The sequence below is a fragment of the Streptomyces sp. NPDC005566 genome, assembly GCF_040605575.1.
In the GTDB taxonomy this organism is placed as follows: Bacteria; Actinomycetota; Actinomycetes; order Streptomycetales; family Streptomycetaceae; genus Streptomyces.
The window spans coordinates 1-19,616 of sequence record NZ_JBEXDB010000034.1; the positions used below are offsets into that span (position 1 = coordinate 1).

Consider the following 19,616-nt stretch of genomic DNA (forward strand, 5'->3'; position numbering starts at 1 on the left):
TCCGAATAGTCCTTCATCGCCATCGACGGTCTTCTCGCTTCCTCCGGATCAAGCAGATCCAGTATCAGCGTGTCCACGACTCAGGGGGAGGTCCCGTTGAGCCTTCGCGTCTGAGCTATCTCTCCGGTCACGGGTGAGATGATCTTGTTGTGGCTGGTGTGATCACAGCATCGGAAGCCGTCTTGCATAGCCCCGTCCACCCGGTTGAGCCCGCGGCAGTACGGGAAGCTCGCGACATCTCTGCGGAGTCAGGGCGCGGATGCGGTCCGCAGGGGCCGGCCGTGGAGCCTGTTCGATGTGGCTTCTCATCAGGTAATGGCTCGGTGTGCGCCATCCGGGTGTGTCGAGCGCCGCACATTGCCGTGCCTGCGCCACCGGTTCACCCACTTCGACGCGCAGGCCCGCGAGATCCCCATCTCGGCGGCGACGTGAGCGATCGGGCGCATCTTGCACCTCTCGACGAGCCGCGGCGTCCTTGAACAGACAGAGGGGCGTTGGCATGGGTCATGAGCCGACCTGATGGAGCATGTATGCAGTTGATCCGGCCGCAAGCAGCAGGTAGAGGCCGGGAAAGGCAATGTTGTGGTAGACGCCGGCCCGGATGTGAGCAATGACGGCACCGACGAAGAACAGAACGAGTCCGATGCCTGCCGCAAGGCCGAGCCAGGGCAGCCAAGCCAGTCCGATGACAAGCCCGACGGCACCGGCGAGTTTCGACGTCGCGAGCGGCGGAAGCACCTTCACGGGAAGGTGCACTTCAGCGGAGTTCTTCACCACGAATCCCGCTTTGGCGTAGTCGGCCGTAGCGATGAATGCGTTGGCGACGATACAGAGGACCGTGAGTACGAGCAGGGCTGTCGTCATGCGCTGTACCGGTCGATCACGGTGCACAAACGTGGAGTCGGGTCATCATCGGTCTGTCCGGGCAACCAACTGCGGAACGCTGCAGCGGCAGGAAGCAACGGCAACGGGTTCTCAGCACCGTCGGAGAGTTTGAGAATCAGGGTGAACACGGGTTCCTCAGCATCCCGTATGGCCAGGTAGCTGATCCGTTGTGGTGCCGAGTCTCGCAGCGCAGCGAACAACCGCTTGAGTTGTTCGGAGACTGCTGTGACCTGTTCGGGGTCTGTACGCAAACGGACAGTCTGTACGCTCATGGGCGTGTCTCTCCTTCAGGATGTCGGGCGTGAGATTGGTGGTCTCATCGGTCCCGACGTCTCACAGATGGGAAAGGTGACACCAAGTGGAACTGGTGATGGAGTTCGAAACCGCCCGGCCGCGGCTCATGGCGGTGGCGTTCCGGCTTCTTGGATCCGTGCACGATGCGGAAGATGCTGTGCAGAGCACCTGGATCAAGGCAGCCTCGACCGACGGCGACAGTCTGCGGAACCCGGCGGCATGGCTGACGACTGTGGTGAGCCGCGTATGCCTTGACCAACTGCGAATGCGAGCTCGCCGCCATGAGGACCCGCTATTGGCCGACGAGCTTCCAGCGGAAGAGTTGACAGCCGACGAGCGCTACCTGCAGCGGGAACAAGTTTCCCGCGCGCTCATGGTCGTCCTGGACGCGCTGACTCCTTCCCAGCGCGTCGCGTACGTTCTACATGATCTGTTCGACGTGCCGTTCCGCGATGTGGCGAAGATCCTCGCCATCAGCGCAGATAGCGCCAAGAAGCATGCGAGCCGGGCACGTACTCGGATAGAAAGCGCTGATCCCGCACCACACCGGGCGGCTGCGGTCGACAGCGTCGTTGTGGAAGCGTTTCTTGCCGCCGCCGCCGGCGGCGACATCAACCGGATGATCGCTCTGATGGCCGACGACTGTGTGCGCATCGCCGACGACACTCTTATTCCTTCCGGCACACACGCCGTCGTCCGTGGAGCTCGGACCGTTGCCGAGGAGACGACGCTGTTCGCGGATCGAATCCGCGTCAGCACAAGGATGCTCGTCGACGATAGCCAAGCGCATGTCATCGCTCCCGGCGGTCATCCACTCGCCATCATCAACATCGCCATCAGGAGCGATCAGGTCTGCCAGGTCGTCGTCACCCGAGTAACCGCGCGGACGACCTTCGCCCTGCTGCAGACAACCTCCCGACCCACAACATCTAGATCAAACCGGTGACCGCAGTTATAGATCAAAGTAGTTGAGCCAGAACCCGTTCTCGCGACTGAGTCAGGCCCAGCGTCGTGAAAGAACAGCGAACTCCCGATAGTGGGGTCCTAGCGGACGATCTGCTTGTCCAGGCCGAGGTTCGGGCGGCGGCCGAGTCCTGCACGCCGGCCCCCGTGACCAGCACTTCGGCCCGAAGCCTCACCGCTTGAGGGTGGGTGTGGCCGGAGTGGGTCACCGCCCCCTTGAACGATGGCATTGAGGTGTTCGCTCGGCCCAAAGGGGACCCGGGCAATAGCCGACGCGAGCCCTGCCGCACTCGGAGAACTCGCAGGCCGCCGAACAGCGCGGCTCGATCAACATCGCGAGCGTGCTGCCGGACGGCATCACGCCGGTGCCCGCTCGAGGTCACCCGGTCAGCCGACGTGACAGCGCCATCCGTACCCTTGCACCATTTCCACACGTGCAAGCGGGGGTTGAATCGTGAAGACACGCAATGTCCGTGCGATCGCTGTTCTCGGCATCGTCCTGATCACGCTGACCGGTGCGCGTGGCTCGCGCGGTGGCGGCTGCGACAACGATCACAGCTCAGGTTCCAGCAGTTCCAGCGGCGGCGGCCACTACGACGACGATACGGGCGGCAGTTCCGTCTCCGGCAGCGAAGACACCGTGGGAAGCCCCACCGCCGGGTCCGCAACCGGCCCCGTCGACGCCATGACGGACGTCGAGTTCAAGTTCTGCTCCATCGACTCGGCGTCCGCGCAACTGCAGGGGCATCTGTACATCACGAACTCAGCCACGACGGACCAGACTTACGACATCACGGTGCAGTTCGACGGCGACAACTCGAGTGTGGCACCGGTCGTCAGGACGATCGACGATGTGACGGTCGCCGCCTTCAACAACTACACCTTGGACGTGGAAGCCCCCTACGTAGGGTCCGGCAAGGAGAACGACACCAGGGACTGCAAGGTCACCAGCGCGACCCGCACCACAAGCGTCTCCTGATGCCGCATCAAACATCCACCCCGGTCCCGCCACGGCCGTGGCACCAGGCAGTTTCGTTCGGATCACTGTGCTGACCAGAGGAAGTTGTTCTCGATGTGCAGTCCGGCCAGGTAGATGACCGCTGTCTTCTCGTAGCGGGTGGCGATCCCTCGTCACTGTTTTGAGCGGTTGATGCAGCGTGCGACGGTGTTGCGCTGCTTGTATGCCTCGCGGTTGGAACGTGAAGGCGATCGCGTCGATCACCTCACGGTGAGAAGATCACGAATCCAGCAACGAGCCAGAGGACCGACGCCCGGGAGCGGGTGCTCACGAACGCCCACAACGACCAGCACACGCTGGCAAGGACGCCGAAGACCGAGATCAGAGCGCTGATGCGGTGAATCACACCGACAACATCAACGGCAACCTCGGCCAACGAAAGTGATCCGATCGAATCGTCCTGGGCGTCTCTTTCGGATCGGTGATGGGAGAGGGGGCGTTCGGCGGGCCGATACCCGGGCGTTCCGGGTGAGAATGACTGGTGGCTACACGTGTTCGAGCGAGCTGTACGATGCCTGCCGTGCATACATCACAGGACAACCTGTGCTGCGGGCTCTGCGGGCAGGCTGTGAATCCCCGGCATGAGCGGCACCACGAGGAACCCGTAGTCGTCACGGGCAAGCGTGTGGAGTACGTGGTGGTCGAACTACGCGGCGCCACAGCCCTGTTTCAAGCTGCCGATGACCCCTCTCGGACCCGCCGGACCGGTGCCACCGACTTGGCGGAGCAACTGGGGATCGACCTGCCCGATCTCCTTGGCCGCCATTACACGTGCTGGGAGACGCCCGGGGAGTACGGCGGTGTATTCCGCAGCGGCTTCCGTCTGGCCTGACATGCTCCGGCGCGGGCCGTTTCCAGGTGATTCAAAAGAAACGCCCTGGTTGCAGCGCAGGGCCCGCACCGGACGAGCGGGTGCGGGCCTTCGATGGTGTGCGCGGATACCGGCTCCGGCAGGAGCGGACCTGCCCTCGCCTCCTGTGGGGCCAGCAGATGGGAGCCGGGTTCCGGTCGCCGGCGATCAGCGGTGCTGGGTGCGGCAGCAGTAGGTCCAAGCGCCGCCGTGCGCTGTCACACTGGCACCGCGCGGGTCGCGTCAGGGCGACACCGAGGGGAAGGAACTGATCCCGGGATGTCCCGATGGATAGTGCTGGCCATACCTGTTGGCGGTATCGCAGAGGCAAACACGGAAGCGCGTACCGTCACGGAACTCGAAGGCAGCAGCGAAGAGGCTGCGGCTGCTCTCCTGCAGGCGGCGCACACATACACGCACACCCGCTGGAAAGTCCGCCGTCGCGAGATCTACCAGTGCTCCGACCGGTCCTACCTCCTGCGCCTTCAGGGGCGTACCGGGAAGTACAACTACCTCGTGCAGCTTGCCGAACTGGTCCATGACTCCGCTGCGGAGCCAGTGGGCCCGGTCCCCGGCTGAGCGCAGCGGTTCTCCTTTCCCGAGAGTTCACGATGACACCGGGGCCGCAAGCTCAGTAACTCCGGAGCAGTTGTTCAGTGCAGTTGTTCAGTGCAGTTGTTCAGTGCAGTTGTTCAGTGGGCTCAGGAGTACAAGAGGTGTCGCGCGCGCCGGGTGCGGAACGCGGCGAGGTCGTCCTGCCACAGGGCCACGATGTCGTCGACGGGCGCGCCCGCCTCCACCGCGAGCCGCACCTCGCGGTTTCCGCTGAGTTTGTCGAGCCAGTAGGCACTCCCGCCGTCCTGGCTGCGCCAGCCGTACTGCGGGAAGAGACGGCGCTGCTCCAGGATCATCACCAGCGCGGTTCGGATCGGGTCGTACCGGTCCACGTCGGTGATCTGGAGTTCCACGCCGCCGCAGGTCTTGCCGGCCTGCTTGGAGAAGGTGGGGTTGAAGTACGCCTCCCGGAAGCGTGCCCCCGGCAGGTCGAGCGCGTTGAGGGCCTCCTGCCAGCGGTGGTCGATGCCGGGCGCGCCGACCATCTGGAACGGCATGGTGGTGCCGCGCCCCTCGGACAGGGCGGTGGCCTCGAAGTAGCAGGTCCCCACGTACGCCTCGGCCGTGGCGACCGTCGGCATGTTCGGTGACGGCGGCACCCACGGCAGGCCGGTCTCGGAGTACCGCATCCGGCGCTTCCAGCCCGACATCCGCTCCACGTGCAGGTCGGCGCGTTTGCCGCCGGTCGCCTCGGGGACGAACGTGTCGTTGAAGAGACCGGCCAGTTCGCCGACGGTCATGCCGTACTGCTGCGCGATGGGTTTCAGCCCTACGAAGGTGGAGTGCTCCGGGTGCAGGACCGGGCCGTGCGCGTTCTTCGCGGACAGGACGTTCGGGCGGTCGAGTACCACGAAGCGCAGACCCAGTTCGGCCGCCGCCTCCAGGGCCAGGTACATCGTCCAGATGTAGGTGTAGAAGCGGGCCCCGATCTCCTGGATGTCGAACACCACGGTGTCCAGATTCAGTTCGGAGAAGTGCCCCGCCATGGTGGTGGAGCTGTTGTAGGCGTTGTAGACGGGCAGTCCGGTCTTGGCGTCGGTGTAGAAGTCCTCGCCCTCTCCGGCCTGCGAGATGCCGCGGAAGCCGTGCTCGGGGCCGAACACGGCGACGATGTCCACCTTCCCGTCGCCGGCCATCGCGTCGACGATGTGGCCGAGGTCGGGAGTGACGCCCGTCGGGTTGGAGATGACGCCCACCCGCTGTCCGGCCAGCGAGGCGTAGCCGCTCGCGCGCAACCGCTCGAAGCCGGTGCGCACACGGGCGTGTCTGCCCGCCTCGGCCGTGCCGCCGGGGGTGGCGGCCGAGGCCCGGGTGGCGAGGGCGGGGGTGGCGGCGAGCGCCGCCGACGCCGTCAGGAGGTCTCTGCGTCTCACGGTGGTGGGTCTCCCTCGTAGGGCCAGGTGGGGATCGGACGTGCGCAGCGCTCGTCCGTCAGTGCTTGTACGTCAGGCCGTGGCCGAACGGGAACAGCGGGGTCCCCGGGGCGTCGGCCCTCGGGATGCTCACCGGGAGGCTGCCACGGGGGGAGACCTCGCCGAAGAGGACGCGGGCGGCGGACTCCAGCGCGATCGCGTTGTTGGAGTACGCGGCCAGGTGGACGCCTGCCTGCGGGTAGGAGGCGATGTCGTAGGGGACTCCGACCGAGATCGTGACGACGGGCGTGCCGGTGGCGGTCAGGGCGTGGACGAGGGCGGCCTGGCCGGGGTTGGTGCGGGCCGAGTTGGTGAGCACCACCACGGTGTCCTGGCCGGCGGCGGCGGTGACGGCTGTGGCGATGTCCGCCGTCGTCGGGTTGGCGGCCGTCGCGAGGGCGGTCCCGGTCCCGCCCTGCGTGGTGACCGCGCCGGCGAGGGTCTGGGTGACGGCCGCGGTCGAACCGGTGACCAGGACCCGGTTGCCGTCCGCGGTCAGCGGCAGCAACCCTCCGTCGTTCTTGATCAGGGTCGTCGTAGGGTCGGTGATCGTCCGCGCTTCCTCGAGGTGGCGGGCGTTGCCGACCACGCTGTCGACCGCGGTCCGGTCGGTGTACGGGTCGTCGGCGACTCCCTGCTTCTGCTTGAGGGCGAGGATCCGGCGCACGGAGGTGTCGATGCGTTGCTCCGTCAGCTCCCCGGAGGCGACTGCGGCGAGCACCGAGCGGTAGGCCAGGTCGAGGTTCGGCGGCATGAGGAGCATGTCGACGCCCGCTTGGAGCGCACGGACGGGAACCTCGGCGTCGGGGTACGTCTTCCGGACCCCGGCCATCGCCAGCGAGTCGGTGACGACCACGCCGTCGTAGCCCATTTCCTCGCGCAACAGGCCTGTCATGATCGGCTTCGACAGGGTGGCGGGGGTGCCGGACGGATCGAGCGAGGGGAACTGGAGGTGTGCGGTCATGATCGAGCCGACGCCGGCGTCGATGGCGGCGCGGAACGGCGGCGCGTCCAGCCGCTCCCACTCCTCCTCGCTGTGGGTGATCACCGGCAGGTCGGTGTGACTGTCGACGTCGGTGTCGCCGTGCCCGGGGAAGTGCTTGGCCGTGGCGACCGTGCCGGCCTTCTGGTAGCCCCTTACCTGGGCGGCTGTCAGGTCGGCGGCGAGTTGCGGGTCGCTGCTGAAGGACCGTACGCCGATGACCGGGTTCATCGGGTTGACGTTCACGTCGGCGACGGGGGCGTAGTCCTGGTTGATGCCGACGGCGCGCAGCTCCGTGCCGCTGATCCGCCCCGCCTTGTAGGCGTCCTTCGGCCTTCCGGAGGCGCCGAGCGCCATGCTGCCCGGGAACTGGGTGGCGGGCGGGCCGAACCGGACGACCCGGCCGTGCTCCTGGTCGGTGGAGATCAGGAGCGGCACCTGGGCGCCGCTCCCCAGCGCGGCCCGCTGGAGCCCGTCGGACAGGTCGGCGACCTGGCCCGGGTTCTGGAAGCTGTCGGTCCAGGCGAAGTAGATGATCCCGCCGAGGTGGTACTTCTCCACCGCCTGCGCACCGTTGTCCACCCCCAGCCACGTACGGTTGCGGGCCGCGTCGTCGGCGTCGCTGTCCTCGGCAGTCTCGCCGTAGGCGTAGGTGACGAAGAGTTGGCCGACCTTCTCCTCCAGCGTCATGGCGTCCAGGCGACCCTCGACCCAGCGGCCCTTGTCCCTGCCGCCCTGGGCGTCCTGGGCGGAACCCGGACCGGCTGCGGCGCCCTGCGGCAGGCCCAGGAGCATCCCGACGGCGGCGGTCGCTGCCACCATCGATCTGCCCAGGGCACCACGTCCACGGACGCTCATCCGACGCTCCTTCGATCGACGCACCCGGCGGGCGGGCAGAGTAGGGCGCACCCAGTGGATGGCCAGTACACCTCAGGGGTCAAGAGGGAAGCGGAGATGTCATTGGTGGCACCAATGACAGGGCCCCATGAAGTCGAAGTCCTCACATCACAGCGGCCCTTGGCCTTGTTGACGTGGGCATGCAATGTCGGTTGAAGTGACTCCTTACACGCACCGGAACGTCGTGCCGCAGTCCTACCCGGATCGCCGGCCGACACCGTTCGATTCGACGCCGACGAGGGGACACCACCGATGTACCGACGCCCGCGATCATGGAGACACACCACCTCGCTCGTACTCAGTACGGCCGTCGCCGTACTGTTCACCGGTACGGGCGGGCCGTCCGCCGCCGCGACGCCCGCCGCGCACGACACCGTCGGCCGGTCCTTCGCCCGGGCCGGCGCCGAGTTCGACGTCCCCCGCGATCTGCTCGTGGCAATCGGGTACGGAGAGAGCCGACTCGACCCCCACGACGGCAAGCCCAGTCACGCGAACGGGTTCGGCGTGATGCACCTGGTCAGCAACCCCCGCTCGCACACCCTGGAGCGGGCCGCGGAGCTGACGGGCGCGGCACCGGACGCGCTGCGGCACAGCACCGCGGCCAACATCCGTGGCGCCGCCGCCGTCCTGCGCTCGTACGCCGACCGGCTGGGGCTGGACGCGGCGGACCGCGACGACGTCGGCGCCTGGTATCCGGCGGTGGCCGAGTACAGCGGCAGCGCGGACGACCGCACGGCCCGGCTCTACGCGGACTCCGTCTACGACTTCCTCACCAACGGCGTCCGTGCCACCGCGACGCCGGGCGAGACCGTCGCCGTACGCCCACAGGCCGTACGTCCCGAGCGGGGCCGATACACGGATGTGCCCGCCCTGGACGAGGGGGGCTCGGCCGCCGTGGGGCCCCTGAGCACCGACTACCCGCCCGCGCTGTGGGTGGCCGCGAACAGCGGGAACTACACCGTGGGCCGGTCCGCGTCGATCTCCGCCGTCGTCATCCACGTCACCCAGGGGTCGTACGCCGGGTCCATCAGCTGGTTCCAGAACCCGAGCTCGAACGTCAGCGCGCACTACGTGATCCGTTCGTCCGACGGGCAGGTCACCCAGACCGTTCGCGACAAGGACACGGCCTACCACGCGCGTTCGGGCAACGCCTACAGCGTCGGCATCGAGCACGAGGGGTACGTCGACAACCCTGCCTGGTTCACCGACGCCATGTACCGGTCGTCCGCCACCCTCACGCGTCATCTGGCCGACAAGTACGGCATCCCCAAGGACCGGGCGCACATCGTCGGGCACTCCGAGGTCCCGAACAACGACCACACCGACCCGGGGGTGAACTGGAACTGGACCTACTACATGCAGCTCGTCGGGGGCAGCACAGGTGTTCCGGTCAACCTCGACTTCCCGGCCTACGACACGCTCCGCAGCGGGTCCACCGGCCCCCAGGTCGCGGCGGCACAGACGTTGCTCAACGCGCAGGGTTTCGCCGCCGGTACCGCGGACGGCGTCTTCGGCACGAAGACCGGGACCGCCGTGAAGGCGTTCCAGAGTGCACGCGGCCTGTCGTCCGACGGGGTCATCGGCCGTCAGTCCTGGACCGCGCTGCTCTCGGCCGGGACCAAGCCCGTCCTGCAGGAGGGTTCCTCGGGCGCCGACGTCAAGCGGCTCCAGCGGTCGCTGACGGCCGCACTGGGCCGGACCGTAGGGATCGACGGCAGCTTCGGCCCCAGCACTGCCCAGGCGGTCAGGGACTTCCAGAGCAGCCGGTCGTTGACGGTGGACGGCATCGCGGGCTCGGCGACCTGGACGGCTCTGCAGGCCGGTCGGTGAGGTGAACGGGCTCGGCGCGTACTGGGGCCCTCGGGGGTGAGCGGGAAGTCGTGTCGATGCTCGCGGAGCTATCCGGAAGGTCCAAGACCTGACCATGCCACCTGCGGACGACGAAGGCCCCCACCGGTAACGGTGGGGGCCTTCGTGTCGGTGGGCTGTCAGAATGATCCGAATACTTTTCAGGAAGCATTCGGAGACCCTTGCTCAGCTTGCGGGGCTGCTGGGTAACTCCGGACAGCGACGGGGTACTACGTCAGCTCATCCCGTACAGCTTCTTGGTTGCCGCGTCCGCCTCGTAGGGATTCAGATCCAGATCCAGATCCAGGCTGGGAGGGAACTCCTCGTAGTACTCCTGCACTGACTTCTCGATTCCGATCTCGTCAGTGAGGGGGTCCGGCAGCAGCCCCAGAGCGTCGCGCTGAAGATGGAGCTCGCATGCAACGCAGGAAAATACCGTCGGGGTCAGCATGACGATGTCCCGTTCCAGATCGTGACGTATGTCGCCACCGAGCCAGCCGTACGACTCACAAGCCGGGCACTCCGCCATCTCTCGGTGCTCAGCGTCATCGATCACCATGCTGGACCGGGCAACCGCTTCGAGAATCAAGCCGAGTTTTGACTCACGAAGATGTCCGTAACGGTCATCGAAGACGCGGCGAGCCTTGGCGAGCTGCCCCTCCAGATGAACACGCGCTTCTTCCACTCGCTGGTCCAGCAGCCTGTCGTGCAGCCCTTCGTACGTGCCCCAGTAGCTGTCGAGGATGTTGATGTCCAGCGCAGGAAGCAGCGTATCGATCACCCGGAGGCTCGTCGTGAACACCGGATTCACCTGTGCTGAGTCATGGAACGCAGCGTGAGCAACCCCGTTGCGGGCATCAGCGACCGGCTGCAGCTCATTCCGGGAGACGGGCATCTTCCCCTTCAGGAGCACCGATACGCGAAGGTACGCCTCGATGAGCCCGATGGTCTTGGCCTGACTCTTCGGCGCCGAGGCATGGGCCCCGTGCCCGGTGGCGTGGAGCATCGAGCTGAAGTCCTTGGCCTCGACAATCAGCGCCGGGTGCAGGTTGGCCAGGTATGCCTTGAGGAGATGCTCTGCCGCGACCCCGGCGTGGTGCACCGCCATGTCCTGCGACATGGGCCCATCAGAAAGCGCCGCGAATGCAGCATGTATCCACTTCTTCGAGGAGTACACGAGCCGTTGAGCTTCCCTGTTCATGGTCTGGACAGTAGAGGGCGAACCTGAACCGAGGCAGTGATTTTCTGCACGCAAGCGACCAGGCGCGACGGCTTCTTCGCACCCGTCCTGCTCCTTCTCTTCCAGCGCAGCTGACACCTGACCCGCGTGGTCGGCGGCGGCCTGAATGGAGAGCCACGTGAGGCCCGGACAAGGACAGCTGCGTCACCGGAGGGACCGGTCGACTTCTGCCTGTAGGCATCAATGTCGAGGACCACGAGACGCGCGGGCCCACAGGAGACTCCGGCCCGAAGCCCGGGTCCACTCCCCCACCAGGCATTCAGGAGTTTCGGGCTGGTAGTGGCTGCGTGGAAGCCACGGCACCACCTACATGCGGGGCGGCAGTGGCAGTCCTGGGGGCGGTACGTCGTCCGCCGACAGGTCCCACAGTTGGCCACCCGGGTTTTACGCCCTGCCGTCAAGGGCTCTCGACCGGGAGGATCAGTTCGGGGCGGTCCCACATCACCGCGGGCGGGCGGGCCGCCACCGTACCGGTACGCTCCGCGCCGACACTGCGGTAGAAGCCCTCGGCGGGCGGATGCGAGACCACTCGCACCTCGCTCAGCCCGGCGCGGCGCGCCTCGTCCCGCAGGTGACCGACGAGGAGTCGCCCGATGCCACGCCCCTGGGCGTCGTCGCCGACGAACATGAGGTCGAGTTCGGGCGGGGAGAGGACCAGCGAGTAGAAGCCGAGCACGCGGTCGTCAGCACCGACGGCGACGAAGACCCGGTGCGTCTCGATATAGTCCGGGCCGACCCGGTAGCCCTCGACCATCGGCGCGTACGGCCCGTCGTAGGCGCTCGAGGTGGTGACGAGACGGGTGAGCCGCCTGGCATCCCGAGCGACGGCCCGCCTGATGCGGACCCCTGCGGGTCCGGTGGGCCCGCCACGCCGGTACGTAATGCTCGACTTCATATAGCGAGTATTACGCATCCACGGCTCCCGGCGCGCACGGCGGCCATGCCCCCACACGCAAGGTTCAGCCCCGGCGGCCCCGCCACTCCTTCACGACGGCCTCGACGTCGAAGGGCCTGAGGTTCAGGGGCGGACCCTCGGGCGGCATGAGGAGCGCCTTGCGGATCTTGTCGTTGATCTCGTTCAGCAGGCTCCGGACCTCGGCTTCCGTCCGGGCACCCGCGACTGCCTCCCTGACGTCCTCCGCCTCTTTCCGCAGGGTCAGCGACGGCGGGAGCACGGACAGCCCCTCCCGCTGCATCTTTGCCTTGATCCACCACGTCTCGTCGTAGGGCCGCTCGAGCCCGGGGATCGGCTTGCCGAAACCGGGCAACGCGGAGAAGTCGCCTCGCTGTTCGGCCTCGCGGATCTGCTTGTCCACCCACGATTCGAAGCTGACTCCGGTGGGCTTGCGCTCGGTCACCGTGTGCCCCTTTCAGAACTCGTTCGGCAGAAGTCCGGGTTCGGGCCCGGGTCCGGCTCATTCCACGATACCGAGCGGTCCGTCCGCATGAACTCCGTCAGGCGGGTACACGACTGCTTGCACACGGCCCGGCACTTCGACCGGGCTCGCCCGAAGGGAGTTGACGAAAGTGAGACTGCGCTACGCACCGACCGCGAACCGACAGGAGGGTCAGTCATGACGACTGTGGTGATCATCGTTGCCGTCGTCCTGCTGGCGGCTCTCGGCTACTTCCTCGTCCGTAGCCGGACGGACGGCGGCCACGGGCTGCGGCGTCGCTTCGGACCCGAGTACGACCGCACGGTCGAGCGGCACAACGGCGACACGAAGGCCGCCGAGCACGAACTCGCCGAGCGCGTGAAGCTGCACGGCAACCTGGAGGAGCGGCCCCTGGCTCCGGAGGCGCGCGAGGGATACACCGACCGCTGGGCCGCGGTGCAGGAGCAGTTCATCGACTCGCCCACCGAAGCGGTCGCCCAGGCAGACGCGCTGCTGGCGCAACTGGCGCGGGACCGGGGTTTCCCCGACGGGGCCGGGTTCGAGGAGCAGACGGCCGCCATCTCGGTGCACCACGCGGAGCATGTCGACGGGTACCGCAAGGTGCACACGGCGGTGCGCGGCAACGGCAACACCGAGGACATGCGCAAGGCGCTGATCGAGTCCCGCGCCCTCTTCGACGTACTGCTCGGACAGGCTCCGGACGAGCCGGCCCACACGAGCCGGCACCGGACGAACGGAAGGACCGCATGATGCACCGCACCGGACCCACTGACAGTTCTGCCACCGAGGAGCCCCGGACCGCAGGTGAAGCACGGCGCACCGAGACTCCTCCGGCCTCGACGGAAGCACGGCGCAACGAGACCCCCCGGACCTCGACGGAAGCACGGCGCAACGAGACGCCGCGGACCACCCCGGAACCGCGGCACGATCCGGCGCCCGGGACTGCCGCGACGCGGACCGCGACGCCCGGCGCCGACCCGACCCAGGTCATGAACCGGGGCCCCGGCGATGCCGGTGCGCCGCAGGCCGCGCGACCGTCCACCGCGTCGGCTCCGTCAGGTCGGCCGGACGGCCGGCCCCGGGCCACCCCGGCGAACACGCCCCTGCTGCCCGTCAAGGAGCAGGAGTCGCTGGCCGAGCGCATGCAGCAGGCCGTCGCCGAGTTCGTCGAGAGCCCGCGACAGGCGGTCGAAGAGGCCGAAAGCACGTTCGACAGGATCGTGGCGGATCTGACCGAGGCGCTCGAGGAACGCAAGCGCACCCTGCGCACGAGCTGGCAGGCCCAGGAGAGCACCGAGGCCCGGACGGAGGAGCTGCGGGTGGCCCTGCAGCAGTACCGTGACGTCGGCGAACGGCTCCTGCGCGTCTGACCCGGACTCCGCAACGGCGGCCCGGTGCGACGTCCTCAGAGGACGTCGCACCGGGCCGCACGGCGTTCAGGCCGGTACCGCCAGGTCGGCGCGCAACCGCTCCACCACCGCCGGGGGCACCCGCAGCGCCTTGTGGAGATAGCCGTCGAGACCGCCCCACTTCTCGTCCATCGCGTCCAGGGCCGCTTCGAGGTAGCGGGGCCGGACTTCGACGATCGCGGACGCGATGTCCGGGTCGCCGCCCGCCTCGAGGAAACGCCGGACGCCGGGTCCGAAAGCGCCGCGAACGGCAGGATTCACGGCCACGAACTCCGCCCGGACGACATCACGCGACGCGCCCGCCATGAGCAGCAGGAGCGCGGCGGCCCAGCCGGTCCGGTCCTTGCCTGTCGCACAGTGGAACAGGACCGGTCGCGCACGCGGGTCCGCAGCCGTCTCCAGGAAGGCGCGGTACGCGGCCGCGGCGCCGGGCGAGAGCACCATCTTCCGGTAGGTCTGGGCGAACAACTCCTCCGCCCTGCCGTTGCCGAGCACACTCGCTGCGCCGTCCGGGTCGCCGAGCAGCGCCCTGATCCTGGCCGGTGCGACACCGGGGTCGTCTCCCAGCACGTCGGCGACGAAGAGCCGTGCGCCGGGCGGCAGACGGTCGGGCGCCCACTGGCGCTCGTCCGCGGTGCGGAGGTCGACGACGGTACGGATACCGAGGGCGGCCACCGCCATGTCGCTCTCCGCGTCGAAGTCGCTCAGCTGGCCCGAGCGCAGCAGCACTCCCTGACGCAGGCGGCGGTCGCGCCCCAGGGCGATGCCGCCCAGATCGCGCAGGTTGACGACGGTGGCGGCAGGGACGGCCCGGGCGGTCTGCACGATGAACTGCCTCATTCCCGACGAACTCCACAGGTCAGAATCAACGTCGCACGTAGCGCGAAAATCGACAAAGGAAACAGCCGGGTACCGGCGGGGTTGTCAGTCGGCGAGGATCCTCGTCTTCTGCGCCGCGAACTCGGCGTCGGTGAGTACGTCCTGCTTCCGCAGCTCGGCGAGCCGCTCGAGCAAGGTGATGACATCGTCCCCGCCGTCCGTGGGCTCCCCCGCTTCCCCCTCCGCGGGGAGCCGCTCACGCGCCACGAGCTGTCCGCCGGCCTCTTGGACCGCTCGGGTGAGTGGCGCCGCCCAGAGGTCATCGCGCACGATCAGCGCGGCCGAGTTCCCCGGTGGTACGTTCCTGCCGAGTGAGTCGATGTCCTTGACGGCAGCCAGGCCGGCCACCTCACCGGCGACCGGCTCGAACGACACCAGTCCATCGGGGTCGACATCCCGCAGCTCCTTGAAGGCGAGCGTGCCGCCCTCTCCGCGGTGGACGAAGGAGAGGTCCAGGACCGACACCGCCTCCGACGCGACCGCGTCGGCCAGTGCCGATGCCATCGGACCGGTGAGGGTGCTGCCGGGAAAGACGACGACGAGGTACTCCACGGGTCCCACGGCCACGACGCGCCCCTTTCCTGCGTTGCTGGAACGTCAGAAGCATAACTTCGGACATTCAGTGACGCACTGTGAAGCTTCATGGTTAAGGCAATGCATTCGCCCCATTGCCTGCCATTCAGGGGTACGACGAAACCGGACCCGCTCATCCCCGGACGGGGGAAACGCGACGGTCCGTGAAGGATCAGGTGCGTTCCGGAGAGGGCAAGGTCACAGCCGGTGCCACTGCTGGTCGTCAGAGCTCTGACCTAGCATCTGAGCATGACGGTCCTGCCTGCTGACGGGCTCTCTCTGGCCGCCGAGTTCCCTGACCCCTCCCATGATCAGTGGCAGAGCCTTGTCGAAGGCGTACTGCGCAAGTCTGGCAAGGAAGTCACGGGCACGGCCGCCGAGGAAGCGCTGTCCACCGCGCTCGGGGACGGGCTCACCGCCCGCCCTCTGTACACCTCCGACGACGTATCAGCCGACCCCGGACTCCCCGGTTTTGCCCCCTTCACCCGGGGCAGCAAGGCCGCGGGCAGCATCGCGGGCGGCTGGGACGTACGGCAACGCCACGCGCTGACGGACCCCGTACGCCTGAACGAGGCCGTACTCGGCGACCTCGAGAACGGCGTCACCTCGCTGTGGCTGGCCGTGGGCGGGCCCGGCGGGGTTCCGGCCACCGGCCTCGCCCGTGCGCTCGAAGGCGTCTATCTCGACCTGGCACCCGTATCGCTCGACGCCGGCAGCGACTTCGAGCCTGCGGTACGGGAGTTGACGGCGCTCTACGAGGCGCGCGGCATCGCGAAGTCCGCCGCGCGCGGCAGCCTCGGCGCGGACCCGCTCGGCCACGCCGCCCGTACCGGCGGCGAACCGGACCTGACGGCCGCCGTCCACTGGGCGCGGCTGTGCGGCCGCGAGTACCCCGGGCTGCGCACGCTGGCCGTCGACGCACTGCCGTACCACGAGGCGGGCGGCTCGGCCGCCCAGGAACTGGGCCTCTCGCTGGCGACGGGCGTCGCCTATCTGCGGGCGCTGACCGAGGCGGGAGCCTCGGTCGAGGAGGCGTGCGCGCAGCTGGAGTTCCGATACGCGGCGACCGCCGACCAGTTCCTGACGATCGCGAAGCTGCGGGCCGCACGACGGCTGTGGGCCCGGGTCGCCGAGGTGTGCGGAAGCGCCGCGGCAGGTGCGCAGCAGCAGCACGCCGTGACCTCGCCCGTGATGATGACCCGCCGCGATCCGTGGGTGAACATGCTGCGGACGACACTCGCCTGCCTGGGCGCGGGGGTCGGCGGGGCCGACTCCGTCACGGTCCTGCCGTTCGATCACGCACTGGGTCTGCCGGACGCGTTCGCCCGGCGGATCGCCCGGAACACGTCGACGATCCTCATGGAGGAGTCGCACTTGGCGCGGGTCATCGATCCGGCAGGCGGTTCCTGGTACGTGGAGCGGCTGACCGATGAACTCGCCGCCGCAGCCTGGTCGTTCTTCCAGGAGGTCGAGCGGGCGGGCGGTCAGGCCGCCGCGCTGCGCTCCGGCATGGTCGAGGAGCGGCTCGCCGGCACCTGGGCCGCCCGCAGCAAGGACCTGGCGCGGCGCAAGGAGCCGGTGACGGGCGTCAGCGAGTTCCCGACGCTCACCGAGCGGCCCGTGGAGCGCGAACCCCATCCCGCCCCTGCGGCGGGAGGACTGCCGAAGGTCCGCCGTGACGAGGCCTTCGAGGCTCTGCGGACCCGTTCGGACCGCCACCTGGCCGCCACCGGAAGCCGCCCGAAGGTGTTCCTCGCCGCCCTGGGCCCGGCCTCGGTGCACACGGCGCGGGCGTCCTTCGCAGCGAACCTCTTCGTCGCGGGCGGCATCGAACCCGTCCACGAGCCCGCCTCCGTGGACGCCGCGACCGCGGCCGGGGCCTTCACCGCAAGTGGGGCGACGATCGCCTGCCTGTGCTCCTCCGACGCGATGTACGCCGAGCAGGCCGACGCCGTCGCCGGGGCCCTCGCCTCCGCCGGAGCCCTGCAGGTCCTCCTCGCGGGCCGGCCCGGCGAGTACCCGAGCGTCGACGGCCACGTGTTCGCGGGCTGCGATGTGGTCGCCGTCCTCTCCTCCGTACTCGACTGCATGGGAGTGGCGTGATGCAGACCACCGAGACCTCCGGGACCCCGGGTGCGGGAACCCCTGTTCCGGACTTCTCCGATGTCCCCCTGGCCGCCGACGCCCCTGCGGAGGTGTCCGCCGACCAGTGGCGTGCGGCAGTGAAGGAGTCGACCGGTACGTCCGAGGACGAGCTGCTCTGGGAGACACCCGAGGGCATCGCGGTCAAGCCGCTGTACACCGGACAGGACCTGGAAGGCCTCGACTTCCTGGAGACCTACCCCGGCATCGCCCCGTACCTGCGCGGCCCGTACCCGACGATGTACGTCAACCAGCCCTGGACGATCCGGCAGTACGCGGGATTCTCCACGGCCGAGGAGTCGAACGCGTTCTACCGGCGCAATCTGGCGGCCGGCCAGAAGGGTCTCTCCGTCGCGTTCGACCTGCCCACGCACCGCGGTTACGACAGCGACCATCCCCGGGTGACCGGTGACGTCGGCATGGCGGGCGTGGCGATCGACTCGATCTACGACATGCGCCAGCTCTTCGACGGCATTCCGCTGGACAAGATGTCGGTGTCGATGACGATGAACGGCGCTGTGCTGCCCGTGCTCGCGCTGTACATCGTGGCCGCGGAGGAACAGGGCGTGCCGCCCGAGAAGCTGGCCGGGACCATCCAGAACGACATCCTCAAGGAGTTCATGGTCCGTAACACCTACATCTATCCGCCCGGTCCCTCGATGCGGATCATCTCCGACATCTTCGCGTTCACCTCGCAGAAGATGCCGCGCTACAACTCGATCTCCATCTCGGGCTACCACATCCAGGAGGCGGGAGCCACCGCCGACCTGGAGCTGGCCTACACGCTGGCCGACGGTGTGGAGTACCTGCGGGCGGGACGCGACGCCGGCCTCGACGTGGACGCGTTCGCGCCGCGGCTGTCGTTCTTCTGGGCGATCGGCATGAACTTCTTCATGGAGATCGCGAAGCTGCGCGCGGCCCGGCTCCTGTGGGCCAAGCTGGTGAAGGAGTTCGAGCCCAAGAACTCCAAGTCGTTGTCGCTGCGCACCCATTCGCAGACATCCGGGTGGTCGCTGACCGCTCAGGACGTCTTCAACAACGTCACGCGGACGTGCGTGGAGGCGATGGCGGCCACCCAGGGCCACACCCAGTCGCTGCACACCAACGCCCTGGACGAGGCGCTCGCCCTGCCGACGGACTTCTCGGCCCGGATCGCGCGCAACACCCAGCTGCTGCTCCAGCAGGAGTCCGGCACCGGGCGGGTCATCGACCCGTGGGGCGGTAGCGCGTACGTGGAGAAGCTGACGTACGACCTGGCGCGTCGGGCCTGGCAGCACATCGAGGAGGTCGAGGCGGCCGGCGGCATGGCGAAGGCCATCGACGCGGGCATCCCGAAACTCCGGATCGAGGAGGCCGCGGCCCGTACCCAGGCGCGGATCGACGCCGGGCGCCAGCCGGTCATCGGCGTCAACAAGTACCGGGTGGAGACCGACGAGAAGATCGACGTGCTCAAGGTCGACAACTCCTCGGTGCGTACGCAGCAGATCGAGAAGCTCCGGCGGCTGCGCGAGGAGCGGGACGAGGTGGCCTGCCAGGACGCCCTGCGGGCGCTGACGGCGGCGGCCGAGCGGGACCCGGGACCGGGCCTGGAGGGCAATCTGCTGGCGCTCGCGGTCGACGCTGCCCGGGCGATGGCCACGGTCGGCGAGATCTCGGACGCCCTGGAGAAGGTGTACGGGAGGCACGCGGGCCAGATCCGTACGATCTCCGGCGTGTACCGCAAAGAAGCAGGAGAGTCCCCGTCCGTGGACCGTACCCGCACGCTGGTCGACGATTTCGAGGAGGCCGAGGGACGGCGTCCGCGCATCCTGGTCGCGAAGATGGGCCAGGACGGCCACGACCGCGGGCAGAAGGTGATCGCCACCGCCTTCGCCGACCTGGGCTTCGACGTGGACGTCGGCCCGCTGTTCCAGACGCCGGGTGAGGTGGCCCGGCAGGCGGTCGAGGCGGACGTGCACATCGTGGGCGTCTCGTCGCTGGCCGCCGGGCACCTGACGCTCGTACCCGCCCTCCGCGCGGAACTGGCGGCCGAGGGCCGGGAGGACATCATGATCGTGGTGGGCGGGGTGATTCCGCTGCAGGACATCGAGACGCTGCACGAGGCGGGTGCCGCCGCGGTGTTCCCTCCCGGCACCGTGATCCCGGATGCGGCCCACGACCTGGTCACGCGGCTCGGTGCCGCGCTCGGCCACGAGCTGTGAGCCGCTGACGG

General features: G+C 68.3%; 19 protein-coding genes and 3 pseudogenes. 10 read left to right on the plus strand and 12 right to left on the minus strand.

Annotated features, from left to right (window positions below):
- Positions 1-149 precede the first annotated feature (149 nt).
- A pseudogene (locus tag ABZS61_RS33460) lies at positions 150-291 on the plus strand (IS5/IS1182 family transposase); the annotation flags it as partial.
- A 65-nt stretch (positions 292-356) separates the two neighbouring features.
- Here ABZS61_RS33460 and ABZS61_RS33465 read toward each other — a convergent pair.
- The 3 genes and pseudogenes from ABZS61_RS33465 to ABZS61_RS33475 form a co-directional block, all read right to left on the minus strand.
- A pseudogene (locus ABZS61_RS33465) lies at positions 357-508 on the minus strand (leucine zipper domain-containing protein); the annotation flags it as partial.
- Entirely contained in the window at positions 505-864 is a 360-nt protein-coding gene (locus ABZS61_RS33470) for a DoxX family protein (protein WP_356429861.1), read from the minus strand. The gene ABZS61_RS33470 and the pseudogene ABZS61_RS33465, both read right to left, overlap by 4 nt.
- Positions 861-1,157, minus strand: a complete 297-nt coding sequence (locus ABZS61_RS33475) for a hypothetical protein (protein WP_356429863.1) — start codon at positions 1,155-1,157, stop codon at positions 861-863. The genes ABZS61_RS33470 and ABZS61_RS33475 overlap by 4 nt, the downstream gene beginning before the upstream one ends.
- Before the next feature lie 86 nt (positions 1,158-1,243).
- Here ABZS61_RS33475 and ABZS61_RS33480 point away from each other — a divergent pair, with 86 nt between their 5' ends.
- Together ABZS61_RS33480 and ABZS61_RS33485 are read left to right on the plus strand one after the other, a co-directional pair.
- Positions 1,244-2,125, plus strand: coding sequence for a sigma-70 family RNA polymerase sigma factor (locus tag ABZS61_RS33480; protein ID WP_356429866.1), 882 nt, complete (start codon positions 1,244-1,246; stop codon positions 2,123-2,125).
- 471 nt (positions 2,126-2,596) lie between these two features.
- A complete protein-coding gene (locus ABZS61_RS33485; protein ID WP_356429869.1) occupies positions 2,597-3,121 on the plus strand; it encodes a hypothetical protein in 525 nt (174 codons plus the stop codon).
- Positions 3,122-3,213: 92 nt separating this feature from the next.
- Here ABZS61_RS33485 and ABZS61_RS33490 read toward each other — a convergent pair.
- Positions 3,214-3,354: pseudogene (locus ABZS61_RS33490) on the minus strand (IS5/IS1182 family transposase); the annotation flags it as partial.
- Positions 3,355-3,680: 326 nt separating this feature from the next.
- Here ABZS61_RS33490 and ABZS61_RS33495 point away from each other — a divergent pair.
- Both ABZS61_RS33495 and ABZS61_RS33500 read left to right on the plus strand, forming a co-directional pair.
- Positions 3,681-3,992: a hypothetical protein gene (locus ABZS61_RS33495; protein ID WP_356429872.1), complete on the plus strand. Its 312-nt coding sequence runs from the start codon at positions 3,681-3,683 to the stop codon at positions 3,990-3,992.
- A 297-nt stretch (positions 3,993-4,289) separates the two neighbouring features.
- A complete protein-coding gene (locus ABZS61_RS33500) occupies positions 4,290-4,589 on the plus strand; it encodes a hypothetical protein (RefSeq protein ID WP_356429874.1) in 300 nt (99 codons plus the stop codon).
- A gap of 122 nt (positions 4,590-4,711) precedes the next feature.
- Here ABZS61_RS33500 and ABZS61_RS33505 read toward each other — a convergent pair whose 3' ends face one another.
- Both ABZS61_RS33505 and ABZS61_RS33510 read right to left on the minus strand, forming a co-directional pair.
- Complete coding sequence (locus ABZS61_RS33505) at positions 4,712-5,998, minus strand: DUF1343 domain-containing protein (protein ID WP_356429877.1); 1,287 nt, start codon at positions 5,996-5,998, stop codon at positions 4,712-4,714.
- A 58-nt stretch (positions 5,999-6,056) separates the two neighbouring features.
- Positions 6,057-7,877 carry a glycoside hydrolase family 3 protein gene (locus ABZS61_RS33510; RefSeq protein WP_356429879.1) on the minus strand — a complete coding sequence of 607 codons (1,821 nt, stop codon included), beginning with the start codon at positions 7,875-7,877 and terminating at the stop codon, positions 6,057-6,059.
- A gap of 291 nt (positions 7,878-8,168) precedes the next feature.
- Here ABZS61_RS33510 and ABZS61_RS33515 point away from each other — a divergent pair, with 291 nt between their 5' ends.
- Positions 8,169-9,746, plus strand: a complete 1,578-nt coding sequence (locus tag ABZS61_RS33515; RefSeq protein WP_356429882.1) for a peptidoglycan-binding protein — start codon at positions 8,169-8,171, stop codon at positions 9,744-9,746.
- Positions 9,747-9,999: 253 nt separating this feature from the next.
- Here ABZS61_RS33515 and ABZS61_RS33520 read toward each other — a convergent pair whose 3' ends face one another.
- From ABZS61_RS33520 to ABZS61_RS33535, 4 genes are all read right to left on the minus strand, one after another.
- Positions 10,000-10,884: a hypothetical protein gene (locus ABZS61_RS33520; protein ID WP_356429885.1), complete on the minus strand. Its 885-nt coding sequence runs from the start codon at positions 10,882-10,884 to the stop codon at positions 10,000-10,002.
- Between the two features lie 77 nt (positions 10,885-10,961).
- A complete protein-coding gene (locus ABZS61_RS33525) occupies positions 10,962-11,444 on the minus strand; it encodes a bifunctional DNA primase/polymerase (protein WP_356429887.1) in 483 nt (160 codons plus the stop codon).
- Positions 11,402-11,899: a GNAT family N-acetyltransferase gene (locus ABZS61_RS33530; protein ID WP_356429890.1), complete on the minus strand. Its 498-nt coding sequence runs from the start codon at positions 11,897-11,899 to the stop codon at positions 11,402-11,404. The genes ABZS61_RS33525 and ABZS61_RS33530 overlap by 43 nt, the downstream gene beginning before the upstream one ends.
- A gap of 64 nt (positions 11,900-11,963) precedes the next feature.
- Positions 11,964-12,362: a DUF1992 domain-containing protein gene (locus ABZS61_RS33535; RefSeq protein ID WP_356429892.1), complete on the minus strand. Its 399-nt coding sequence runs from the start codon at positions 12,360-12,362 to the stop codon at positions 11,964-11,966.
- A gap of 216 nt (positions 12,363-12,578) precedes the next feature.
- On the opposite strand from ABZS61_RS33535, the gene ABZS61_RS33540 reads away from it, so the two are divergent.
- Positions 12,579-13,151 (plus strand): hypothetical protein, encoded by a 573-nt coding sequence (locus ABZS61_RS33540; protein ID WP_356429894.1) that lies wholly within the window; start codon positions 12,579-12,581, stop codon positions 13,149-13,151.
- Positions 13,148-13,771 (plus strand): hypothetical protein, encoded by a 624-nt coding sequence (locus tag ABZS61_RS33545; protein ID WP_356429896.1) that lies wholly within the window; start codon positions 13,148-13,150, stop codon positions 13,769-13,771. The genes ABZS61_RS33540 and ABZS61_RS33545 overlap by 4 nt, the downstream gene beginning before the upstream one ends.
- Before the next feature lie 66 nt (positions 13,772-13,837).
- On the opposite strand, the gene ABZS61_RS33550 is transcribed toward ABZS61_RS33545, so the two are convergent.
- Both ABZS61_RS33550 and ABZS61_RS33555 read right to left on the minus strand, forming a co-directional pair.
- Positions 13,838-14,635 carry a tyrosine-protein phosphatase gene (locus ABZS61_RS33550; RefSeq protein ID WP_356429958.1) on the minus strand — a complete coding sequence of 266 codons (798 nt, stop codon included), beginning with the start codon at positions 14,633-14,635 and terminating at the stop codon, positions 13,838-13,840.
- A gap of 99 nt (positions 14,636-14,734) precedes the next feature.
- A complete protein-coding gene (locus ABZS61_RS33555; RefSeq protein WP_356429899.1) occupies positions 14,735-15,256 on the minus strand; it encodes a DUF6325 family protein in 522 nt (173 codons plus the stop codon).
- A 255-nt stretch (positions 15,257-15,511) separates the two neighbouring features.
- Here ABZS61_RS33555 and ABZS61_RS33560 point away from each other — a divergent pair, with 255 nt between their 5' ends.
- Together ABZS61_RS33560 and scpA are read left to right on the plus strand one after the other, a co-directional pair.
- The gene (locus ABZS61_RS33560) at positions 15,512-17,365 is read left to right on the plus strand and encodes a methylmalonyl-CoA mutase subunit beta (RefSeq protein WP_356429902.1); all 1,854 of its coding nucleotides are present in this window, start codon (positions 15,512-15,514) and stop codon (positions 17,363-17,365) included.
- Complete coding sequence (scpA, locus tag ABZS61_RS33565) at positions 17,365-19,605, plus strand: methylmalonyl-CoA mutase (RefSeq protein ID WP_356429905.1); 2,241 nt, start codon at positions 17,365-17,367, stop codon at positions 19,603-19,605. Before ABZS61_RS33560 ends, scpA begins: the two co-directional genes overlap by 1 nt.
- Positions 19,606-19,616 lie beyond the last annotated feature (11 nt).